This is a genomic window from Glycomyces sp. NPDC046736 (assembly GCF_040645615.1).
GTDB lineage: Bacteria > Actinomycetota > Actinomycetes > Mycobacteriales > Micromonosporaceae > Glycomyces.
In genome coordinates, this window is sequence record NZ_JBEYYO010000007.1 from 98,047 (window position 1) to 120,257 (window position 22,211).

Sequence of the window (22,211 nt, forward strand, 5' to 3'; positions counted from 1 at the left end):
TGATCGCAAGGAGAAATTATGGCGAAAGCCCTCTACGGCCACATCGGCCAGGCTCCCAACAAGCGCCTGCTCGAAGAAGTGGTCCAGCTACGCGCGCGAGTACGCAACCTCGAGTCCGAGCTCGCCGAGCTTCGGGCCCGCGAGGACGAGATCGAACACGATTCGGTCGAGGAGCTGATGCGGATGCAAGAACCCGCATTGACCTAGGCGTTTCGCCCGCGACAACAGAACATCAGCGCGCCAGCTGCGAGACGGCCGGCGCGCATTGCCATGTCCGGGGCCGGGCCGCCGCTCGTTCCCGTCGCAGTTCGTCCCCTTTGCCGCCTTTCAAGTGCCCGGTTCGGTCGGTCGGGCCTTGTAGGCTGGGACGGTCCTGTTCCCGAGTCGACGCACGCCGGAGCGATCCTTGTACCTCAAGAGCCTCACGCTGAAGGGATTCAAGTCCTTCGCCTCGGCCACGACCCTGCGCTTCGAGCCGGGGATCACCTGCGTCGTGGGGCCGAACGGCTCAGGCAAGTCCAATGTCGTCGACGCCATCGCCTGGGTCCTGGGCGAGCAGGGCGCGAAGTCCCTGCGCGGCGGCAAGATGGAGGACGTCATCTTCGCCGGGACCACCGGCCGCCCCGCGCTCGGGCGCGCCGAGGTCACCTTGACCATCGACAACTCCGACGGCGCGATCCCCATCGACTACTCCGAAGTCTCGATCACCCGCCGCATGTTCCGTTCGGGCGAAGGCGAATACGAGATCAACGGCGACCGCTGCCGCCTCCTCGACGTCCAGGACCTCCTCTCCGACGCCGGGATCGGCCGCGAGATGCACGTCCTGGTCGGCCAGGGCAAGCTCGACTCCTATCTGCACGCCCGCCCCGAGGACCGCCGCGCGTTCATCGAGGAGGCCGCCGGGGTCCTCAAGCACCGCAAGCGCAAAGAGAAGGCCCTGCGCAAACTCGAAGGCATGCAGGGCAACCTCGACCGCCTCGCCGACCTCACCGCCGAACTGCGCCGCCAGCTCAAACCCCTCGGCCGCCAGGCCGAACTGGCCCGCCGCGCCCAGACCATCCAGATGGACCTGCGCGAGGCCCGCCTGCGCCTCCTCGCCGACGACCTCGCCTCCCTGCGCGGCAACATCGCCAAGGACCTCGCCGACGAGGCGGCCCTGACCGAGCGCCGCGAGGTCCTCGCCGAAGAGCACGAGCGCCTCGCCGCCCAGGTCGCCGAGGTCGACGCCGCGCACGCCGCCGACAAGCCGCGCCTGGCCCGCCTCCAGGAGACCTGGTACCGCCTCCAGGCCGTGGCCGAGCGCCTCCGCTCGACCGCCCAGCTCGCCGCCGAACGCCGCCGCTACCTCGCCGAAGAGCAGGACGACCGGTCCGGGCGCGACCCCGAGGTCCTCGAAACCGAGGCCCAGCGCATCCGCGAGCAGGAGATCGACCTGCGCGAGTCCATCGCCGAGGACTCCGAGCGTCTCGCCGCCGCCGTCGAGGCCCGCGAGGAGACCGAGACCGCGCTCTCGGACGCCGAGCAGCGCATCGTCACCGCCGTCAAGGCCGCCGCCGAGCGCCGCGAAGCCCTCGCCACCCTCCGCGGCCGCGTCGACTCCCTCCAGACCCGCACCGCCGCCGCCGCCGAAGAACTCGACCGCGCCGCCACCGCGCTGGCCGAAGCCCGCGAACGGGCCGAGGCCGCCGCCGAGGCCCACGCCGAAGCCGAGGCCGAAAGCGAAGCGGCCGAAGCGAACAGCGAATTCGACGAAGCCGTGGCCGCCGCGAAGGCCCGCGTCGCCGCGGCCAAGGCCGAAACCGACCGACTCCAGTCCGCCGAACGCGACGCCGACCGCGAGGCCTCCCAGTGGGCCGCCCGCGAAGAGGCCCTCGCCGTGGGCCTGCGCCGAAAGGACGGCGCCGCGACCCTCCTGGCCCGGTCCGAGACCGTCCCCGGCGTCCTCGGTTCGGTGGCCGCGCTCTTGACCGTCGAACCCGGCTACGAGGCCGTGCTGGCCGCCGCGCTCGGCCGCCTCGCCGACGCCATCGCCGTCACCGGCCCCGATACGGCTGCCGAAGCGATCCGGATCCTCCGCGACGAAGACGGGGGCCAAGCATCGTTCTTGGTCGCCGGATCGCGCGCGCAGGTTCCCGTCCCCGCCGGGTTCCAAGCCGTCGCCGACCTCGTCACCGCACCTCCCGACCTCGCCTCCACCGTCCGCGCCGTCCTCGCCGGGATGGTCGTCGCCGAGCACCTCGACGGCGCCCGCGCCCTCGTGGCCGCCCACCCCGAACTCACCGCCGTCACCCGCGAAGGCGACGTGCTCGGCGCCGGTGCCGCCCACGGCGGCTCGGCGAAAGCCCAGTCCTTCATCGAGATCCAAGCGGCCGTGGACGAAGCGCGCGACCGCAAGATCGCCGCCGAAGCCCTCGCCGCCCAGCTCGCCGAGCAGCTCGAATCCGCCCGCGGCGATCTCGCCGCCGCCGAGGCCGCCGCCGAGGCGGTCCGCGCCGAGCAGCGCCAGGCCGACGCCGCCCGCAGCGTGGTCGCCCGCCGCCTCGCCGAACTCGGCGCCGCCGCCCGCAGCGCCGAAGCCGAGGTCGCCCGCCTCGCCCAGGCCCGCGACCGCGCCCAGTCCGCCCGCGAGAGCGACACCGCCGGACTCGAAGACCTCGAAGCGCGCCTCGACGAACTCGAATCCCTCCCCGCGATCGAAGAGCCCTCCACCGACGAACGCGACGTCCTCTCCCGCCAGCTCGACGCCGCCCGCCAGAACGAGATGGAGACCCGCCTGGCCGTCCGCACCGCCGAAGAGCGCGCCTCCGCGCTCGCCGGAAGGGCCGACGCCCTCGCCCGCCAGGCCCAGTCCGAACGCGCCGCCCGCGCCCGCGCCGAAGCCCGCCGTGCCGCCCGCGCCCGCGGCGCCGCCGTCGCCGCGCTCGTGGCCGAAGCCGCCGAGGAAGCGGGCGTCCAGCTCACCGACTCCCTCGAAGCCGCCGCGATCGAACGCGACAGCGTCTCCGCCGAGCAGTCCCGCCGCGAAGCCGCCCTCGCCGACCTGCGCACCCGCGCGGGCGCGACGGCCGCCGAACTCGAACGCATCACCTCCGCGGCCCACCGCGACGAGGTCGCCCGCGCCGAGCAGCGCCTGCGCATCGAACAGCTCGAAGAGAAGGCCGGCGCCGAATTCGGGGTCGACATCGAGACGCTCATCGCCGAATACGGCCCCGACCAGCCGGTGCCCCCCACCGCCGAGGAGATCGCCGCCGCCGAAGAGAAAGGCAGGCCCGAACCGCGGCCGGGCGACTTCGACCGGGCCCTGATGGAGAAGCGCGCCTCCCGCGGCGAAAGGGAGCTCAAACTCCTCGGCAAGGTCAACCCGCTCGCGCTCGAAGAGTTCGCCGCCCTCGAAGAGCGCTACAAGTTCCTCTCCGAGCAGCTCGAAGACGTCAAGAAGACCCGCGCCGACCTCACCACCGTCGTCAAGGAGGTCGACGACCGCATCCAAGAGGTCTTCGCCGAGGCCTTTGCCGACACCGCCCGCGAGTTCGAGAGCGTCTTCCAGACCGTGTTCCCCGGCGGCGAGGGCCGCATCCTGCTCACCGACCCCGAGGACATGCTCCACACCGGCGTCGAGGTCGAGGCCCGCCCGCCCGGCAAGAAGGTCAAGCGCCTCTCGCTGCTCTCGGGCGGCGAGCGGTCCCTGACCGCGCTGGCGCTGCTGGTGGCGATCTTCCGCGCCCGCCCCAGCCCGTTCTACCTGATGGACGAGGTCGAGGCGGCGCTCGACGACGTGAACCTGGGCCGCCTGCTCGACCTGCTGCGCCGCCTCCAGGAGAACTCGCAGCTGCTCATCATCACCCACCAGAAGCGCACGATGGAGATCGGCGACGCGCTGTACGGGGTGACGATGCGCTCGGGTGTCACGCAGGTCATCAGCCAGAAGTTCTCCCGCGAAGAGGACTGACACCCTCCCAGTACAGTGGGTTCGTGCGCGTTCGCCCGCGCGCTGAGAATCGAGATCGTCGCTGGAGGACTCCCTGTGGACAACCTGTGGATCTGGCTGGTCGCCGCCGTCGTGTTGGCCGCGGCCGTGGTCGGCATCGCCGTCGCGGTGCGCGCGTCGCGGTCGGCCGAGGTCGACGCCCCTGCCGAGGAACCGCAGGTCGAGGCGCCCAGCCCTGAGCCGGTGGCCGAGGAGGCCACCGCACCGGCCGCTGTGGCCGAGCCGCAGGTCGAGACCCCCGAACCGGCCGCGGGCCGCCTGGTGCGGCTGCGTTCGCGCCTGGCCCGCTCCAACAACGCGCTCGGCAAGGGCCTGCTCGCGCTGCTGGCCAGCGACAAGCTCGACGACGACGTGTGGGACGAGGTCGAGGAGACGCTCCTCTCGGCCGACGTGGGGATCGCCGACACGACCCAGGTCGTCGACCGCCTCCGCGATCGCGTCAAGGTCCTCGGCACCCGCGACCCCGAAGAGCTGCGCAGCCTCCTCAAGTCCGAGCTGACGGCCGTCCTCGAACCCGACCTGGACCGCTCGATCGCGACCGCCTCGCCTTCGGGTGAGGGCCCTGCCGTGATCATGATGGTCGGCGTCAACGGCTCGGGCAAGACCACCACGTGCGGCCGCGTGGCCCGCGTGCTCATCGCCGAGGGCAAGACCGTGATCATGGGCGCGGCCGACACGTTCCGCGCCGCCGCCGCCGAGCAGCTGGAGACCTGGGGCGCCCGCGTGGGCGCGAAGGTGGTCCGCCGCGGCGAGGGCGCCGACCCCGCCTCGGTCGCGTTCGACGCGGTCAAGGCCGGGGCCGACGAGGGCGTGGACGTGGTCCTGGTCGACACCGCGGGCCGCCTCCAGAACAAGTCCGGGCTGATGGACGAGCTCGGCAAGGTCAAGCGCGTGATCGAGAAGCAGGGCCCGGTGGCCGAGACGCTGCTGGTGCTCGACGCGACCACCGGCCAGAACGGCCTCCAGCAGGCGAAGGTCTTCGGCGAGGTCTGCCAGGTGACCGGGATCGTGCTCACCAAGCTCGACGGTTCGGCCAAGGGCGGGATCGTCATCGCAGTTCAGCGGCAGTTGGGCGTACCGGTTAAGCTGGTCGGACTCGGAGAGGGGCCGGACGACCTGGCCCCGTTCGAGGTCGGGGCGTTCGTGGACGCGATCGTCGACGGCGCCGACAGCTAGTCAGGACCAGAGGCACAGCGGAGACCGGTGAGCCAAGACGAGATCCCGCTTATTGGCGGCAACACGAGCACGGTCATCCGGCTGGGGGACACGGTCCGCCGGAACACCGGACCCTGGACCCCCGCGGTGCACGCGCTGCTGCGCCACCTCGACGGCGCCGGGTTCACCGGCGCGCCGCGGGTGTTCGGCATCGACGAGCACGCCCGGGAGGTGCTCTCGTTCGTGGAGGGCGAGCCGGGCAAGTACCCGCTCGCGCCGCACTGGACCACCGACGACACCATGGTCGCGGTCGCGAAGATGCTCCGCATGTTCCACGACGCGCAGTTCGGGTTCCGGCCCTCGCCCGGCGCGACCTGGCGCTCCTTCGGCCCCCCGCCGCCGGACACCGAGGTCATCTGCCACCACGACGCCGCTCCCCACAACGTGGTCTGGCGGCCCGACGGGACGCTCTCGCTGATCGACTTCGACCTCGCCAGCCCCGGCGCGCGCATCTACGACGTGGCGTACGCGGCCTGGACCTGGGTCCCGATCTTCACCGACCGCGACTCGATCACCTTGGGCTGGAAGAAACCCGACCGGGCCCGGCGCCTGCGCATGTTCGCCGACGCCTACGGCCTCTCCGACCGCGACCGCCAGCGCTTCATCAAGGTCATCCGCAAGCGCATCGTCGACCACATCGAAGGCATCCGCCGCATGGCCCAGGCCGGCGACCCGGCCTTCGAACGCATCGTGGAGAAAGGCCACCTCCGCCGCCCCGCCCGCGACCTCCGCCTCCTCGACGCCGAACGCTACATCCTGGACGAGGCCCTGCGCTGAGGCAGTGAAAGGCCCCGGCCGCGAGGACGCGACCGGGGCACCCCTTGAAGAAGGTCAGGCCAGCAGGTCGTCCGACCGGCTGAGCACGTACGCGGCCACGGCCCGGCTGAGCTCGACCCCGGCGAGGTCGGCCGCGCGCGAGTGGATGCCCGACCACACGCGCGCGTCGATGTTCTCGGTCGTGAGCGGATGCCAGGTCGTGTACGTGCGGGTGACGCCCGGCGCGCTCGGGCTCGGGATCGTGTACGCCGCGCCCGGCCCGTCGCCCACGAGCTGGGTGAGCACTTCCTCGGCCGAACCGGAGTAGGTGTTGTGCCCGCTCGGATAGTCCGGGTGGGAGGGCGTGACGTGCAGCGGGGTCCAGTCCGGGTCGGGCACGGTCTCGGGGTCGCCGTCGTCGACCGGCCCGGCGATGGCCGTGACCGGCCGCCACCACACGTGCGCGTACTTCGAGTCCGAGGTCGCGATCTGGGTGTCGACCGACGCGGTGTGGAACAGCGCCACCAGCGTCACCTGTTCGCGCAGTGAGCCCCGGTGGTGTTCCAGGGCCGCCCGCAGCACCGGGTTGTACAGCACGAACGAGCTGCCGAGCCAGAACTGCGCCACGTCGGTTTGCTCCTGGGTCCGCACGGCGCTGTCGAGCGCGCCGTACGCCTGGACTTCGGCCACGTCGGCCCGGTAGGCCGCCGAGCCGAGCGCCGGGGGAGGGTCGAGCCGGAACTGGTCGGCCGAGTCGAGCGCGAAGGGCACGGCGAAGCGGGTGCCCGCCTGCTGTCCCGGCCCGTGCGCGGGCGGGGTCGGCTGCCACACCCCGGGCCCGGCGGGCGGCGGCGTGTACGGCGGGTTCACCGACGCGGGGTCGAGCCCGTCGCCTTCGCGTTCGACCAGGAGCGCCTCGGCGCGGTCGGCGCCGGCCACGACGCCTTTGCGCTTGGCCTTGCCGTTCGGGACGCGTGCGAGCGCGTCGTCAAGGGCGGCATCGAGTTCGGTGGCCTGAGCGGGCGCGAGCGCGATGAGCGCGGTGTGCACCGCCGAGGCGAGCGCCGCCTCCCGGAAGTGCTTCTCGTTGACCCCGTGGGGGACTCGCCGTACGGCCCGCGCGGCGGCCAGCCAGGCGATGGCCCAGGTCCGGCTGTTGGTGACCTGCGCCGTGGCGGCGGTCGCGGTGACGGCCGCGTCGGTGACGTCGAACCAGGACAGGACCGCCGAATGGCGGCCCTTCCCGGCCGAGGCCGGGGACGCGGTGGCGGTGATGCCCGCCGCCGCGGCGACGGGCGCGGCGGCGATGATCGTGCGGCGTGAGACTGACGTGCGTGCGGCATCGTTGGAGGACATGGAGCTCCTTCGGTTGCGTGGTGGGGAAGTCGGGGACCGTGCCGACCGGTGCCTGTGCACCCGGTCGGGTCGGTGAGCGGACGCCGGATCGGAGGCGTCGTGGAGGCGCTGCGGCGGGAAGCGGCAGGGTTCTCAGCGACAGAGGGCGCTGGCGACGCGCATCTGGTCGACTTCGCGCCGCTGCACGAGTGTGTTGGCGGGCTTCATGAATCGACTATAACAGTATTCCTATCGGAATACTAGACATTGTGGGCCCGGATCACGCGGCGGTCCAGTGGAGTTCGCGAGAAGCCAAGGGGCCGTAAGGGGTCACCGCCGCGAGGTCGGCTCGGTGGGTGCCGCTGTCGCGGGGGATCGCCTTGGTGCGGTTCGGGAGCGGGGCGCCGTCCCAGGTGGCGGCCTCGGCATAGGGGTGGATCGGGTCGACGCGGATCGCGGCGGTTCCGGCTTCGGCCACTACGGCCACGGCGAGATCGGAGAGGCGCGGATAGGCGTCGCCCGCCTCGCGCAGGAGCCTCTCGGTGGGCAGGACCTGGCCGTCTTGGAACAGCGGCACGTAGCCTTCCGGGGCCCAAGCCGCACCCGAGACCGACGCGTGCGCGAAGTAGGCCGCCCACAAGTCCACGTCCTGAATCCCCGCGCGCCTGCCCACGTGGACCGGTTTCGCCGGGCGCTCGCGTCGCTGGAGTTCGGGAAGGCTCAACGCCGTCCCCGATTCGTCCACCCAGTACGCGCCGTGCTGCCCGTCCAGGAGCACCCACCGGTCGAGGTCGTCGATCCAGGCCTCGGCCACGGCGTGGCCCTGGCCGACGCCGTCGTGGTAATCACCGCGCCGCAGCCACACCCGCCGGGCCGGGACCTTCCGGGCGTTCAGGGCCTGCGCCAGCACGATCGAGTACTCGACGCACGAGTAGCGGGCCCCCAGCGCGACCTGTTCGAGCACGTCGAGCGCGTCCCCGGCGTTGATGCGCGCGTTCGCGTGCCGCCACAGGTCCGCCGTCCACGCCAGCAGCGTCAGCGCCGTGTCCCACGCGCCCGCCTCCGCTCCCGGCACCCGCGCCAGCAGCTGCCCCTCCCGGTGCGGCTGCGCCCGCTCCAGCACCAGCGCCGAGGCCGGGCCCGGCTCGGGCCAAGCGGTGATCCGCAGCGGCGGCTCGGGCACGTTCGCCTTCGCCCGCTCGAGCAAAGCGGCCCAGTCCGGGTCGGTCCCGAACGCCGCCGACAGCTCGGGCTCGAACAGGTCCGTCTGGTGGAACCCCGCCTCGATCGCCTCGTCCAGGCGCTTGCGCGCCCCCGCCAGACCGACCTTGTGGGCCGCGATCGACAGCGAAGGCGCCCACAGGTCCCGCCAGAACTCGGTGTCCGCGCGCAGCGTCTTCTCCAAGTCCAGGAGCGTCCACCACCGCGCGCCGCGCATCGCGTCCTGCGCCGCGGTGCGCACGCGGGCGAGCCGGGCGATTCGGGGCTGGGTCATGCGTATGAGCGTAGTCACCGCGAAGGCGCGCGCAAACCCCGTTGTGCCCGGGGGCCGCGGGCGCTAGAGTGAGCGGCATGATCCTTTAGAAGAGATGCGGCCGTGCGATGCATCGAGTGCAGCGGCCAATACGAGAGAAGCGCAATCCTAGAGACGTCGAGTCAGCGGGCCCACGGGCCGCCTCCGTTTCGCGCTCACGTCTCTTCACGCTCAATACCCGAGAAGGGGATCCGTATGACCAAGGAAGCTCCCGAGCCGCAGCACGACGAGAACGCCGAGCCGCTCAACCGCGAAGAGCGCCGCGCGCTCGCCCGCGGCAAGAAGACCGGCAAGGCCAAGCAGCCGATCGGCAAGAAGTCGAACGTGCGCTCGCAGATGCCCAAGGGCGGGCCGGGCAAGTTCCAGCTCCCCACCAAGAACGGCTAATACGCGCGAAGAGCGGGCGGGAGACCACAGGTCTCCCGCCCGCTCTGCGTCTTCGGTCAAAGCGCTTCGCAGGTCACGGCCGGAGTAGCGGCAGCGCCGGTCGCGATGAACCCGAACGCCTCACGGCTCTGGCCGCTGGCGACCGAACCGTTCCAGCCCACGTCCTGGGCCGTCACGTTCGCCCCCGAACTGGTCAGCGTGGTGTTCCACGACGAGGACACCGCCTGCCCGGCGGGCCATGACCACGTCAGGCGCCACCCCTCCAGCGCGCCCTCCGAAGCGGTCACGTCGACCCGGCCCTGCCAGCCCGAACCCCAATCGTTGACCACGGTGATCGCCGCCGAGCAATCGCCCTCGACGGGCTCGGTCGGCTCATCGGTGGTCGGGGGGTCGGTCGGGTCGGTCGGGTCCGGGTCGTCCCCGAACACGCTCGCCCGCTCGGCGGTGTTGACGATCCCGTACTGGGACTCGAAGATCGCCTCCCCGGCGGTGGTGATCTGGGAGGGATCGAAGTTGAGGAACTGGTCGAGGATCGGGTCGGAGTTGCCCGAGTAGGACCAGCCGATCCAGCCGATCCCGCGCGCCTGGGCCTCGGCCTGGATGGTCTCCCACGCCACGGTCTCACCCTGATGGGTGTAGGCGTACTCGCCGACGATGAGCGGCAGGTCCATCGCCTCGAACGCGTCGAAGTAGTCGACGACCGACTGCGCGGTCCCGTACACCTGGTACATGTGGATGGAGAAGAGCGTGTTCGCGTCGGAGTCGGCGGCGAACACCTGGGGAGCGTTCGCGAGCATGACCTGCTGCCAGTCCTGACCCCAGTTGGGAGCGTCGACCACGAGCGTGTGCTCGAAGCCGATGTCCCTCATCCGCTCGATCGCGTCGATGGTTGCCTGGGTCCACTGCCCCGCGTCGGTGTTGCCGATCGGCTCGTTGCCGATGTTGACCAGGATGTAGGCCTCCTCGCCCGCGAGGACGTCGTACACGCCCTCCCAGAAGTCGACGGCCTCGTCGAGGGTCGCCGCCCCCGACTCCTCCCCGTAGCCGGTCGTGTCGTGGACCTCCAGCACGCAGATGACCCGCTGCGCCTTGCACTCGGCGACGATGTCGGCGACGCGGTCGGGGGTCGTGATGCCCCAGTCGCGCTGGCCCGAGCCGAGGACGACCCGGATCGTGTTGGCGCCGAGGTCGCTGATCTCGCCGTAGCTGTCCCACTCTCCCTGGTACCACACGTCGGGGTGGGTGGAGCCGCGCATGATGAACGGATTGCCGTTGGCGTCGATCAGCTGCGTGCCGTCGATCGTGAAGCCGCCCTCGGTCTGGGCGCTGGCCGGCAGCAGCGTCCAGATGCCGGCGAGGGCGACGGTGAGCGCGGTCAGACCGGCGGTGAGCCAGGTTCTGACCGCGCTTCGTTGGCGGGGCCCGGAGGCCCCGGTGAGGGTAGTCGTCATCGAACTCCTTCTCTCTTGATGAATCGGTTCACCCGATCTCAATATAGAGAAGCATATATATGTATGGAGGTCAATACAAAGAAATGCGATCCCCTGTGGCGCAAAGTGACTCGATGCGCTTAACGCAACTGAACCGCGAAAGCGCCTCATGCCACCGCCGGCCCGGTCGAGCCGCGGGGCGACAGCGACGCCGTCGGGCACCGGATCGACGGGGCCGGTCCGGCCCCCGCCGCGGCCGGGTCCTTCAGCCTGGCGAGCAGCAGTTCGGCGCTGCGCGAGCCGTACGCGGTCACGTCCCTCGTCAGTGAGGTGAGCGTCGGATGCGTCAGGCGGCACAGCGGCGAGTCGTCCCAGGCCACGATCGACAGTTCCTCGGGCACCGCGATGCCCAGCTCGTGGGCCACGCCCAGGCCCGCGATGGCCATCACGTCGTTGTCGAACACGATCGCGGTGGGCCGGGGCGTCGAGGTGAGGTACCGCCGGGTGATCCGCGCGGCCTGCTCGCCGGTGTAGTCGGCGTGGATGCTCTGGAACGACTCCAGGCCCAGCCGCGCCGCCGCCTCGCCGAACCCCGAGTCCCGGTACGTGGTGTGCAGCAGGTGCGGCAGGCCCGCCACCCGGGCGATCCGCCGGTGCCCCAGCGCGTACAGGTACTCCAGCACCTCGGCGCACGGCTCGTGGTCGTCGTGCCACACCGACGCGAGCCGCTCGCTCTCGATCGGGCCGCCCACGGCCACCGCGGGCAGCCCGAGCGCCGGGACGGCCTCCACGCGCACGTCGTCCACATGCAGGTCGCACAGCAGCACCCCGTCGACGCGCCGCTCGGCCCACCAGCGCCGGTAGACCTCCAGCTCCTCCTCCTGCGTGACCACGAGCTGGATGGTCAGGCCGAAGGACTCGGCCGAGAGCTTGGACTCCATGCCGCTGATGAGCTCCATGAAGAACGGTTCGAGGCCGAGCACCCGGGCGGGCCGCCGCAGCGCCAGTCCGACTGCCTGCGCGGTCGACGCCGAGAGCGAGCGGGCCGCCCGGTTGGGCACGAAGCCCATCTCGGTGGCGATCGCGAGGATCCGTTCCCGGGTCGCCGCCGAGACCCCCGGCCTGCCGTTGAGCGCGTAGGAGACCGCACCTTTGGACACACCGGCGGCCTGAGCGATGTCGGCGATGGTCGGGCGTCTGGTCATGTGGGCTCCTCGTCGGTGTGGCGTCGGCTCGCGGTGCGGCGCGAGTGCCGGGTCGCTACTCGATCGGTCTGATCTGGGTCAGCATCCGCACGGCCCCCAGGCCCCACATCTCCTGCCAGAAGTTGGAGATGACGCCCGGAGTCTCTGAGTTCTCGGAGGGCCAGTTCGTCCACACCGCGTTGCTCGCCTGCGACCACGCACCGTTGTACCAGATCGGGATCGCGGGAAGGTCGCGCAGCGACATCCGCTGGAGCTCGGCGATGAGCTCGGGGTAGCGCGGGTCGTCGGTGGCGACCGACGCGAGCTCCTGGGTGAGCTCCCACGCGTCCTCGCTCTCCCAGCGGGAGAAGTTCGCGTTCTCCTGGGTCTCGCCCACCGGCAGCTCGAACAGGTACCGGTAGTGGCTCCACGGCGAGTTGGTTATACCCGAGTAGTTGTTGATGAGCAGGTCGAAGTCGCCCGCCATGCGGTTCGTGTCGACCTCGGCGGCGTCGATGAACTCCTCGGTGACGTTGATCCCCACGTCCTGGAGGTCGCGCGCGATCGAGCGGGCCGCCTCCTCCCAGTCGGTCCACCCGGCCGGGACCACGAGCTTGAGCGCGAACGGCTCCCCTTCGAGGGTCTCGACGAACCCGTCGCCGTCCTCGTCCTTGTACCCCGCGTCGGCGAGGATCGTCAGCGCCTGCGAGGACTCGAACGTGAACCCGTACTCGCCCAAGGCCCCCGAGTCGTAATAGCGTTCCCAGATCGGCAGCAGCCCGGTCGGGCTCGCTTCGGCGACGATGCCGCCGTAGACGGAGTCGACGATCTCGCCGGGGCTGATCGCGAAGGCCATCGCGCGGCGGAACTCCGGGTCGTCCATGGGTTCGCGGGTGGTGTTGGGGATGAGCATCGCGGTGTTCGCGGCGGTCATGAACGGCGGCCGGTCGTAGTAGGTGCTCAGTTCCGGGTCGCCCGAGAGGAAGTCGGAGATCCCCGGCAGGAAGTTGTTCGCCAGGTCCAGGCTCCCGCCCACGAGCATGTTGAGCGTGTCGGCGTTGGAGGGGGTCACCAGGTCCACGATGAATCTCGGCCCCACCTCCATCCCGAGCGCCTTGGTGGCCCACCAGCCCTCGCGCCTGACCCACGCGATGCGGCCCTCGTCGAAGCTGTGCACCTCGTACGGTCCCGAGACGACCGGCGCCGAGTCGAGGTTCCCGGTGAGCAGGTCCTCCTCGGAGTACGCCGAGTAGACGTGCTCGGGGAGGATCTCGTTGGTGTAGATGAAGTTGTCCCACTCCTGGTGGCGCGCTTCGCTGAAGCTGAACCGCAGCGTCAGGTCGTCGACGATCTCGACCGCGTCGAGCCAGTCCCAGACCGCCCCGTTGGGCGCGCCGTCGATCTTGGCCAGGCCGAACGTGAAGGCCACGTCCTCGGCGTCGAGCGCCTGGCCGTCGCTCCAGGTGGTGCCGCTTCGCAGCTTGAGCACGAACTCCAGGTCGCCGGTCCACTCGCCGGACTCGGCCAGCCACGGGGTGAGGCGCTGCTCGACGGTGTCGAACAGGAAGAGGTATTCGTAGCCGAGGCCGTTGAGTCCGGTGACCTGGCCGGTGGTGAAGGGGTTGAAGTCGCCGGGCGGGCCCCAGGCCGTGCCGGTGGTGTAGAGGGTCTCCCTGCGCGGGAACTCGTCGATCGTCAGCTTGCTCGGGTCGAGGACGGGTGAGGGCTCGTCGTCGGTGCACGCGGAGGCCGCCAGGGCCGCCGTGGCGAATATCGCGGGGAGGGAACGCCGCTTTGTCATGTCGCACTGCCTTCGATGTGTGGGGGTGGCCTGCCTCGCTGTCTGCCGGTGTGTACGTCGGAGCAGGGTGCCGACGCCGGGGCGGGTGCGCCCCGGCGTCGGCGGGGGTCATCCGGTGGCCGCCCAGTGGCCGTCGCCGACCTTGGTGAGCGGGGGCGGGTCGATCTCGCGGTCGCCGTCCGGTTCGAGCGGCTCGGGCTCTACCGGGTCGTCGGACCACTTGCGGTGCAGCTGCGGCACCGAGGCGAGGAGGTTCCTCGAGTAGGGGTGGCGGGGGTCTGAGAAGACCTTCCCGGTCTCGCCCATCTCGACCACCGCGCCGTGGCGCATGATCACGACCCGCTCGCTGATGTAGTTCGCCAGCGAGAGGTCGTGGGTGACGAACAGGACGCCCAGGCCCTGCTCGCGCAGTTCGGCCAGGAGGTTGAGCACGTCGATGCGGGTGGAGGCGTCGAGCATCGAGATGATCTCGTCGGCCACCAGCACCTTGATGTCGAGCAGGAGCGCGCGGGCGATGAGCATGCGCTGGAGCTGCCCGCCGGAGAGCTGGTGCGGGTACTTGCCCAGCACCGAGCCGGGGTCGAGCCGTACCGACTGGAGGACCCGTTCGAGCTTCTCGCGCCACTCCTGGCGCCCCACCTGCGGGAAGTAGGACTCGCGCACGGTCTCGAAGACCCTGTCGGCCTTGAAGATCGGGTTGTAGCTGGAGAACGGGTCCTGGAACACGCCCTGGACGTTGCGGTAGTACTCCTTGCGCTGCGCGTGGCCCTTGGCGGTCACGTCGACGCCGTCGAGCGTGATCGAGCCGCGCGTGACCGAGGTCAGCTGGAGCACCATCTTCCCGATGGTGGTCTTGCCGCTGCCGGACTCGCCCACCACCGAGAGCACCTCGCCGGGGGCCACGTCGATGCTCACGTCCCGCACGGCCACCAGGCGTTTGGAGCCGAGCGCGCCGACCCGGTAGGACTTCCACACGTTCTTGAGTTCGAGCATGTCAGACCTCCGCCTTCCAGCACGCGACCTCGTGGCCGTCCTGGACGGCCACGACCGGGGGCTCCTCGGCGCATTCCTCCGAGGCCAGGGGGCACCGGTCGCGGAAGCGGCACCCGGTGGGCGGGTTGAGCAGGTGCGGCGGCTTGCCGGGGATGCTCTTGAGCCGCTCGTCGCCGTATTCGAGCCCCACTTCGGGCAGCGCCCCGATGAGCGCCTTGGTGTAGGGGTGCTTGGGCGATTTGATGATCGTCTCGGCCGGGGCCTTCTCCACGATCCGCCCGGCGTACATGACCATGATGGTGTCGGCGATCTGGTAGACCAGCGAGAGGTCGTGGGTGACCACGATCATCGACTTCACGAAGCCCATGTCGCGGAACTTGACGAGGGTCTCGGCCACGGCCTTCTGGTTGGTCACGTCAAGGGCCGAGGTCACCTCGTCGGCGATGAGCAGGCTCGGGTCCAACAGGGTCGACAGGACCATGACCACGCGCTGCTTCATGCCGCCGGACAGCTCGATCGGGTAGTTGTCGAGCACCTTCTCCGAGAGCCCCACCAGTTCGAGGCGGCGCACCAGCTCGTCCTTCAACGCGCGGTACGACTTCCCGCGCGACTTGAGGAGCTCGGCGGTCATCTTGCCGATCTTGCGGGTCGGGTTCATCGCGCTCATCGAGTACTGCGGGATGATCGAGACGCCCTTCCAGCGGTGGGCGTTCATGGCGCGGTCGTCGCCGATCGGCAGTTCGTCGCCGTCGAGCACGGCCGTGCCGCCGACGTGCCGCATGCGGCCGTCGAGGCGGATGAGGCTCTTGCCGAGGGTGGTCTTGCCGCAGCCGGATTCGCCTGCGAGGCCGACGATCTCGCCGTCGGCCAGCGAGAACGACACCCCGTCGAGGGCGCGCACGTCGCCTTTGACGGTGCGGTAGTGGACCCGCAGGTCCTCCACTTCGAGTGTCATTACATCTCCCTCAGTTTCGGGTTGAAGACCTCGTCCAGGCCGACGTTGGTGATGTACAGCGCGCCCACGATCGCGGTGATCGCCAGGCCCGGCGGTACGAACCACCACCACGCTCCCAAGTGGAGCGAGCTCCACGCCATCGACTGCTGCATCATGGTGCCCAGCGAGACCGCGTTGGTGGGCCCGAGGCCGATGAAGTCGAGCATCGCGGCGAACAGGATCGCGCCGCCGAACAGCAGGATCATCGACATGAGCAGGTAGGAGGCCATGTTCGGCATGATCTCGCGGACGATGATCTGCGGGGCCCGCTTGCCGGTGAGCCTGGCCAGGTCCACATAGTCCCGGTTGCGCAGCGTGAACGTCTGGGCCCGAACGGCTCTGGCGACCCACGGCCACGAGAACGCGCCGATGATGATCGCCTGCGTGACCACGCCGCGCACCTCCAGGTAGGAGCTGATGACGATGAGCACGGCCAGCGCGGGGAGCACGAGCACCACGTTGGTGATCATGTTGAGGAGCTCGTCGACCAGGCCGCCGCGGTAGCCGGCGGTGAAGCCCACGGTCAGGCCGATCACGAACGCGATGCCGCCGCCGAGCGCGCCGACGAGGTAGGAGGAGCGCAGGCCGTGGACGAACTGCACCCACACGTCCTGTCCGAAGTAGGTGGTCCCCAGCCAGTATTCGCCGTTCGGCGCCTGGGACTTCGGTCCCACGTACTCCATCGGGTTGTCGGACATGAAGAACGGCCCGATGAGTCCCACCAGCAGGAACAGGAGCACGATGGACATGCCGACCGCGACCTTGGGGTTGCGCAGCGCGAAGTACAGGTGCTCGTTGCGGCGGCCGAGGGGTTCGGTGGCCATGACGACTTCGGCGCTCATGACTGGCCTCCTTCGAGTCCGAGGCGGGTGCGGGGGTCGACCAGGACGTACACGACGTCGGCGAGGAAGTTGAACAGGAGCACGCCGATCACGATGAACAGCAGGATGCCCTGGAGCAGGAAGAAGTCCTGGTTGGTGACGGCGTTGAGGAGCAGGCTCCCCAGGCCGGGGTAGGCGAACACGACCTCGGTGACCAGGGCCCCGCCGACCACCACGCCCAGTTGGAGCGCCAACCCGGTGATTTGGGGCAGGACCGCGTTGCGGAAGGCGTAGCGCCGGATGAGCCGGGTCGGTGCGCCGAGTGCCGAGAGGTAGTTCGAGTAGTCCGATTCGAGCTCGTAGATCACGAGGTTGCGCATGCCGATCGCCCAGCCGCCCAAGGCGACGATGAAGAGCGAGAGGAACGGCAGGAACCAGTGCATGACGAGGTCGACGAAGAACGTCCAACTCAGGTTGGGCGTCATCGCGAAGCTGTAGCCGCCTGCGACGGGGAACCAGCCGAGGATGATGCCGGCGACCCAGGCGAGGAGGATCGCGAGCCACATGTAGGGCACGGCGGTGAGCACGTAGCCGACCGGCAGGACGCCGTTGTCGAGCCATTTGTTGCGTGCGGCCTTGGCCCCCAGGGCGTTGCCCACGACCCAGCTGAGCAGGATCGAGGGGAGCAGGAGTGCGAGCGTGTACGGCAGCGCGTCGAGCACCACTGAGGACACCGGGGAGGGGAAGGCGTAGACGCTGACGCCGAGGTCGCCTTGGAACAGCGCGGCCCAGTAGTTGAGGTACTGCTTCCACATCGGCACGTCGAGGCCGAAGACGTTGTCGAAGTAGGCGCGCATCGCCTGGGAGGACTCGACATTGGACACCGAGTTGCGGGTCAGCATGCGCGAGACGGGGTCTCCGGGCATGAGGCGCGGGACGGCGAAGTTGATGGAGACGGCGATGACGAACGTCAGGCCGTAGATGAGCAGCTTGCGGCGGAAGTATCGGCCCATGTGGCCAGACTCCTAAGATCGGGCCGAGGGCCGGCGTCCGCATCGCGGCGCCGGCCCTCGGGGAGGCTATCCGGCCAGTTTGAGTTCGGTCAGCATGTAGATCGAGCCCATGTTCCACATGTTGTTCCAGGCGCTGGGGAAGACCTTGGGGGAGTCGCCGTCCTCGGAGGGCCAGTTGGTCCACACCGAGTTGTTGACCTGCGACCAGGCGCCGTTGTACCAGACCGGGATCGCGGGCATGTCGACCAGCGACAGGCGCTGGAGTTCGGAGAGGATCTCCTGGTAGCGCGGGTCCTCGGCGGCGGTGGCGGCGAGCTCCTGGGTGAGGGTCCAGGCCTCTTCGTTGGTCCAGCGCGAGAAGTTGGCGGTGGTCTGGGTGTCCAGGACCGGCAGCTGGAACAGGTACCGGAAGTGCGTCCACGGGGTGTGGCTGGTGCCGGTCCAGTTGTTGAGCATGAGCTGGAAGTCGCCGGTGGTGCGCGAGTCGTCCACGGCGCCTGCGTCGATGAACTCCTCGGTGACGTTGATGCCGGCGGCCCGCAGGTCGGCGGCCATGGAGCGCGCGGCCTCCTCCCAGTCGGTCCAGCCGGTGGGCACCACGAGGCTGAGCGCGACCGGCTCGCCGGACTTGGTCTCGACGAAGCCGTCGCCGTCGGCGTCCTCGTACCCGGCCGCGGCGAGGATCGACTTCGCCTGGGCCGCGTCGTAGGAGAACCCGTGCTCGTCGAGCACGGCCTGGTCGAGGTACTTGTCCCACATCGGGAGGAGCCCGGTCGGGTTGGACGCGGCCACGAGTCCTGAGTAGACCGAGTCGACGATCTTGGCCGAGTCGAGCGCGAAGGCCATGGCGCGGCGGAACTCGGGGTCGTCGAGCGGCTCGATCGTGGTGTTGGGGATGAGCATCGCGGTGTTGGCCGAGAGCATGTACGGCGCTTCGGCGTAGTAGGTGCTCAGGTCCGGGTTGGAGGCGATGAGCTCCTGGATGCCGGGCAGGAAGTTGTTGGACATGTCGAGCTCGCCCTGCGCCATGAGGTTGAGGGTGACCTCGTTGGAGGAGTTGACGATGTCGACGATGAAGCGCGGCGCCACTTCGAGGCCGAGCGCCTCGGTGGCCCACCAGTCGTCGCGCTTGACCCACGCGAGGCGGTCCTGGTCGAAGCTGTGGAGCTTGTAGGGCCCAGTGACGACCGGGTCCTCGTTGGCGCCGGTGAGGATCTCCTCTTCGGACAGCTTGGAGAAGACGTGCTCGGGGAGGATCTGCTCGGCCCACAGGAAGTTGTTCCACTCCTGGTGGCGCGCTTCGGTGAAGGTCACCTTGACGGTCAGCTCGTCCACGACCTCGACCGAGGAGGTCCAGTCCCAGATGTTGTGGTACGGCACCGCTTCGACCTGGCCGAGTTCGAGCGTGTACTTGACGTCGTCGGCGCTGAGCGTCTCGCCGTCCGACCACTTGACGCCCGAGCGCAGCTTGATCGTGTAGACGAGCTCCTCGGTCCATTCGCCGGACTCGGCGAGCCACGGGGTGAACTCGGTGGTGTTCGGGTCGAACAGGAAGAGGGTCTCGTAGGCGAGGCCGTTGAGGCCGGTGGCCTCGCCGGGGGTGACGGTGTTCCAGTCCGCGGGCGGGCTCCAGGCCGTGCCGGTGGTGTAGAGCGTCTCGTTGCGCGGGAACTGGTTCATCGACATGTCGTCAGGGTCAGCGCTCCCACCGTCGTCGCTGCAGGCCGCGGTGGCCGCGACGGCCGATCCCGCCGCGATGGTGAAAAGGGTGCGTCGTCTGGTCATTGTGGTGTGCTCCGCTTCGGTTCGAGGGATGGCCGACGTCCGGCTGAACCCGGCCGGGACGACGAGGAGGGACGAGATGATGTGACCACCGGCATGTTAACCGGGTCAGTGATGGCACTGAATCACGAGAAATCTTGTCTGTCAAGTGCCGGTTGTGGGAACAGGAGATCTCGGCCTGAAAACCCACCTTGAAACCAGGTTGAAACCTGAGGTCTCAGACTACGCCACCACAACCGCGTCTACCAGTGCTTCTGTCCCTCGGCAGGTCACAACCTATGGACATATGTGATTTCAATTTGGTCAAGACTGCGAGGCGATATTGACGAACGACGCTTCGGCCTATATGTTCAGGCCCACTTACACGGTTAAGTTCTCAAACCGGACGCGCTCCGTGGGAACGCTCTTCTCACTTTGCAAGGTCCGGCACCCCGCCCCTGGCGAGCCCCAGGCATAGTTGGCACCGCGGCGCAGGCGTCCCGAACCGGCCGCGACCACCGATCAAGGCAGAGGAGTCCCTTTGAGCGCCAAGCGAACGCTGCACGAGAACTGGACGGTCACGGGAGCCCCCGGCACCCCGGTCCCGGCCCTGGACGTGCCCGCCGCCGTCCCCGGCGAGGTCCTGGCCGACCTGCTCGCCGCCGGCCTCGTCGCCGACCCCTACCTCGACGACGCCGAGCAGCGCCTCGCCTGGATCGGCCGCACCGACTGGACCTTCCGCACCGAATTCGACTGGGACGGCACCGACGCCGACGGCATCGACCTCGCCTTCGACGGCCTCGACACCGTCGCCCGCGTCAGCCTCAACGGCACCGTCATCGGCGAGAGCGCCAACATGCACCGCCGCTACCGCTTCGACGCCGCTCCCGCGATCCGAAACGGCGCCAACGAACTCGAAGTGGCCTTCACCTCGCCGTACACCTACGCCGAAGCCCAGCGCGAGCGCCTGGGCGATCGCCCCAACGCCTACGACGAACCCGGCAACTTCATCCGCAAGGCCGCCTGCAACTTCGGCTGGGACTGGGGCCCCAATCTCGCCGGGGCCGGCATCTGGCGCGACGTGCGCCTCGAAACCTGGAACACCGCCCGCCTCGACGAAGTCGTGCCGCGCACGACCATCGAAGGCGACACCGGCACCGTCGCATTCGACGTGCGCCTCCAGACCGCCGCCGACACCGAACTCGAACTCGCCTGCGACGCGGGCGGCCACCGCACCACCCTCACCGTCCCCGCCGGGACCACCACCGCTACCATCCGCGTCGAAGTGCCCCAAGCCGAGCGCTGGCACCCGCACGACCGCGGCGACCAGCCGCTCTACCCCGCCACCGTCACCGTCCGCTCCGGCGGCGAGGACCTCGACGCCTGGACCGGGCGCGTCGGCTTCCGCACCGTCGAGCTCGACACCGAGCCCGACGAGCACGGCCGCCCCTACAACCTCAAGATCAACGGCGAAGTCGTGTGGGTCAAGGGCGTCAACTGGATCCCCGACGAGGCCCTGTTCAGCCGCATCGACCGCGACCGCCTCAAACGCCGCCTCACCCAGGCCGTCGAGGCCGGGATCAACTTCGTGCGCGTATGGGGTGGCGGCGTCTACGAGTCCCAGGACTTCTACGACCTGTGCGACGAGATGGGCCTCCTGGTCGGCCAGGACTTCGCCTTCGCGTGCGCGGCCTACCCCGAAGAGGAACCCTTCTGGTCCGAAGTGGAGGCCGAAGCCCGCGACAACCTCGCCCGCCTCGCCCCCCACCCCAGCCTGGTCACCTGGACGGGCAACAACGAGAACCTCTGGGGCTGGCACGACTGGAACTGGCAGTCCCGCCTCGAAGACCGCACCTGGGGCGCCGGCTACTACCTCGACCTCCTCCCCAAACTCACCGCCGAAGTCGACGGCACCCGCCCCTACTGGCCCGGCAGCCCCTACTCAGGCGACCGCGACCTCCACCCCAACGAGCAGGCCCACGCCTCCGTCCACATCTGGGACGTGTGGAACGAGATCGACTACAGCCGCTACCGCGACTGGAAACCCCGCTTCGTGGCCGAGTTCGGCTACCAGGCCCCGCCCACCTGGGCCACCGTGCGCCGCATGGTCACCGACGAACCGCTCGAAGCCGCCTCGCCCGCGATGCTGTGGCACCAGAAGGCCGACGACGGCCAGGCCAAACTCCAGCGCGGCCTCGACGCGCACCTCCCGCCGGTGCGCGACTTCGACGACTGGCTCTACTACACCCAGGTCAACCAGGCCCGCGCCATCAAGCTCGGCATCGAGTACTTCCGCTCGCTCCAGCCCTACTGCTCCGGCGCGATCGTGTGGCAACTCAACGACTGCTGGCCCGTCACCTCCTGGGCCGCCGTCGACGGCGAAGAGCGCCGCAAGCCCCTCTGGTACGCGCTGCGTGACGTCTTCGAAGACCGCATCGCCACCTTCCAACCCAGCGGCGACGGCCTCGACCTCGTGGTCGTCAACGACTCGGCCGAGGCCTGGGAAGGCGTCATCGGATTCTGGAAGTGCGACGAGCAAGGCCGCATCCTCGGCCGCGCGCTCGTCAAACTCGAGATCGACCCGCGCGACACCGCCGTCCTCGGCCTCGACCCCCAGACCCTGCCCTCCGACGGCGAATTCCTCGTCACCGGCCGCGACGACATCCCCCGCGCGACCTGGTTCACCAAGGAGGACAAGGACATGGACTGGCCCCAGGCCCGGTTCACCTCCGAGACCACCGTGGACGGCGACCAGGTCTCGGTGACCGTCACCGCCGAAACCGTCCTGCGCGACCTGTGCCTGTTCGCCGACCGGCTCGACCCCGACGCCCTCGTCGACAAGGCGCTCCTGACCCTCCTCCCCGGAGAGCAGGCCACCATCACCGTCACCAGCGCCACCATTGCCGCCGACCCCGAACTGGCCGCCGCGCTCACCAGCAAGCCGGTGCTGCGTTCCATCAACGACTGACGGTGACCGACAGCGACGCGCGACCACCGGC

At 69.7% G+C, this 22,211-nt stretch carries 16 protein-coding genes; 6 read left to right on the forward strand and 10 right to left on the reverse strand.

Features of this window, described 5'->3' with window-relative positions:
- Positions 1-18: 18 nt before the first annotated feature.
- The 4 genes from AB0B28_RS09520 to AB0B28_RS09535 all read left to right on the forward strand — a co-directional run bounded on the left by AB0B28_RS09520 (position 19) and on the right by AB0B28_RS09535 (position 5,980).
- Positions 19-207: a hypothetical protein gene (locus AB0B28_RS09520; protein ID WP_360119007.1), complete on the forward strand. Its 189-nt coding sequence runs from the start codon at positions 19-21 to the stop codon at positions 205-207.
- A 199-nt stretch (positions 208-406) separates the two neighbouring features.
- Positions 407-3,949 (forward strand): chromosome segregation protein SMC, encoded by a 3,543-nt coding sequence (smc, locus tag AB0B28_RS09525; protein ID WP_360119009.1) that lies wholly within the window; start codon positions 407-409, stop codon positions 3,947-3,949.
- 75 nt (positions 3,950-4,024) lie between these two features.
- Entirely contained in the window at positions 4,025-5,164 is a 1,140-nt protein-coding gene (ftsY, locus tag AB0B28_RS09530; protein ID WP_360119011.1) for a signal recognition particle-docking protein FtsY, read from the forward strand.
- A 27-nt stretch (positions 5,165-5,191) separates the two neighbouring features.
- A complete protein-coding gene (locus AB0B28_RS09535) occupies positions 5,192-5,980 on the forward strand; it encodes an aminoglycoside phosphotransferase family protein (RefSeq protein WP_360119013.1) in 789 nt (262 codons plus the stop codon).
- A gap of 54 nt (positions 5,981-6,034) precedes the next feature.
- Here AB0B28_RS09535 and AB0B28_RS09540 read toward each other — a convergent pair whose 3' ends face one another.
- The gene (locus AB0B28_RS09540) at positions 6,035-7,315 is read right to left on the reverse strand and encodes a vanadium-dependent haloperoxidase (protein WP_360119015.1); all 1,281 of its coding nucleotides are present in this window, start codon (positions 7,313-7,315) and stop codon (positions 6,035-6,037) included.
- 259 nt (positions 7,316-7,574) lie between these two features.
- Positions 7,575-8,789 carry a hypothetical protein gene (locus tag AB0B28_RS09545; RefSeq protein WP_360119017.1) on the reverse strand — a complete coding sequence of 405 codons (1,215 nt, stop codon included), beginning with the start codon at positions 8,787-8,789 and terminating at the stop codon, positions 7,575-7,577.
- A 234-nt stretch (positions 8,790-9,023) separates the two neighbouring features.
- Between AB0B28_RS09545 and AB0B28_RS09550 the strand changes: the two genes are divergently transcribed.
- Positions 9,024-9,215, forward strand: a complete 192-nt coding sequence (locus AB0B28_RS09550) for a hypothetical protein (RefSeq protein WP_360119019.1) — start codon at positions 9,024-9,026, stop codon at positions 9,213-9,215.
- A 56-nt stretch (positions 9,216-9,271) separates the two neighbouring features.
- Here AB0B28_RS09550 and AB0B28_RS09555 read toward each other — a convergent pair whose 3' ends face one another.
- The 8 genes from AB0B28_RS09555 to AB0B28_RS09590 form a co-directional block, all read right to left on the reverse strand.
- A complete protein-coding gene (locus AB0B28_RS09555) occupies positions 9,272-10,666 on the reverse strand; it encodes a cellulase family glycosylhydrolase (RefSeq protein ID WP_360119021.1) in 1,395 nt (464 codons plus the stop codon).
- Positions 10,667-10,812: 146 nt separating this feature from the next.
- Positions 10,813-11,850: a LacI family DNA-binding transcriptional regulator gene (locus AB0B28_RS09560; RefSeq protein WP_360119023.1), complete on the reverse strand. Its 1,038-nt coding sequence runs from the start codon at positions 11,848-11,850 to the stop codon at positions 10,813-10,815.
- Positions 11,851-11,905: 55 nt separating this feature from the next.
- On the reverse strand, positions 11,906-13,630 hold the full coding sequence (locus tag AB0B28_RS09565; RefSeq protein ID WP_360119025.1) for an ABC transporter substrate-binding protein: 1,725 nt from the start codon (positions 13,628-13,630) through the stop codon (positions 11,906-11,908).
- Between the two features lie 108 nt (positions 13,631-13,738).
- Positions 13,739-14,623 (reverse strand): ATP-binding cassette domain-containing protein, encoded by an 885-nt coding sequence (locus AB0B28_RS09570; RefSeq protein ID WP_360119027.1) that lies wholly within the window; start codon positions 14,621-14,623, stop codon positions 13,739-13,741.
- A gap of 1 nt (position 14,624) precedes the next feature.
- Positions 14,625-15,578, reverse strand: coding sequence for an ABC transporter ATP-binding protein (locus tag AB0B28_RS09575; protein WP_360119029.1), 954 nt, complete (start codon positions 15,576-15,578; stop codon positions 14,625-14,627).
- Positions 15,578-16,459, reverse strand: coding sequence for an ABC transporter permease (locus tag AB0B28_RS09580; protein WP_360119031.1), 882 nt, complete (start codon positions 16,457-16,459; stop codon positions 15,578-15,580). The genes AB0B28_RS09575 and AB0B28_RS09580 overlap by 1 nt, the downstream gene beginning before the upstream one ends.
- Complete coding sequence (locus AB0B28_RS09585; protein ID WP_360119033.1) at positions 16,456-17,451, reverse strand: ABC transporter permease; 996 nt, start codon at positions 17,449-17,451, stop codon at positions 16,456-16,458. The genes AB0B28_RS09580 and AB0B28_RS09585 overlap by 4 nt, the downstream gene beginning before the upstream one ends.
- Before the next feature lie 66 nt (positions 17,452-17,517).
- Positions 17,518-19,137, reverse strand: a complete 1,620-nt coding sequence (locus tag AB0B28_RS09590; RefSeq protein ID WP_360119035.1) for an ABC transporter substrate-binding protein — start codon at positions 19,135-19,137, stop codon at positions 17,518-17,520.
- A gap of 616 nt (positions 19,138-19,753) precedes the next feature.
- Here AB0B28_RS09590 and AB0B28_RS09595 point away from each other — a divergent pair.
- Positions 19,754-22,180 carry a glycoside hydrolase family 2 TIM barrel-domain containing protein gene (locus AB0B28_RS09595; RefSeq protein ID WP_360119037.1) on the forward strand — a complete coding sequence of 809 codons (2,427 nt, stop codon included), beginning with the start codon at positions 19,754-19,756 and terminating at the stop codon, positions 22,178-22,180.
- Positions 22,181-22,211: the final 31 nt, after the last annotated feature.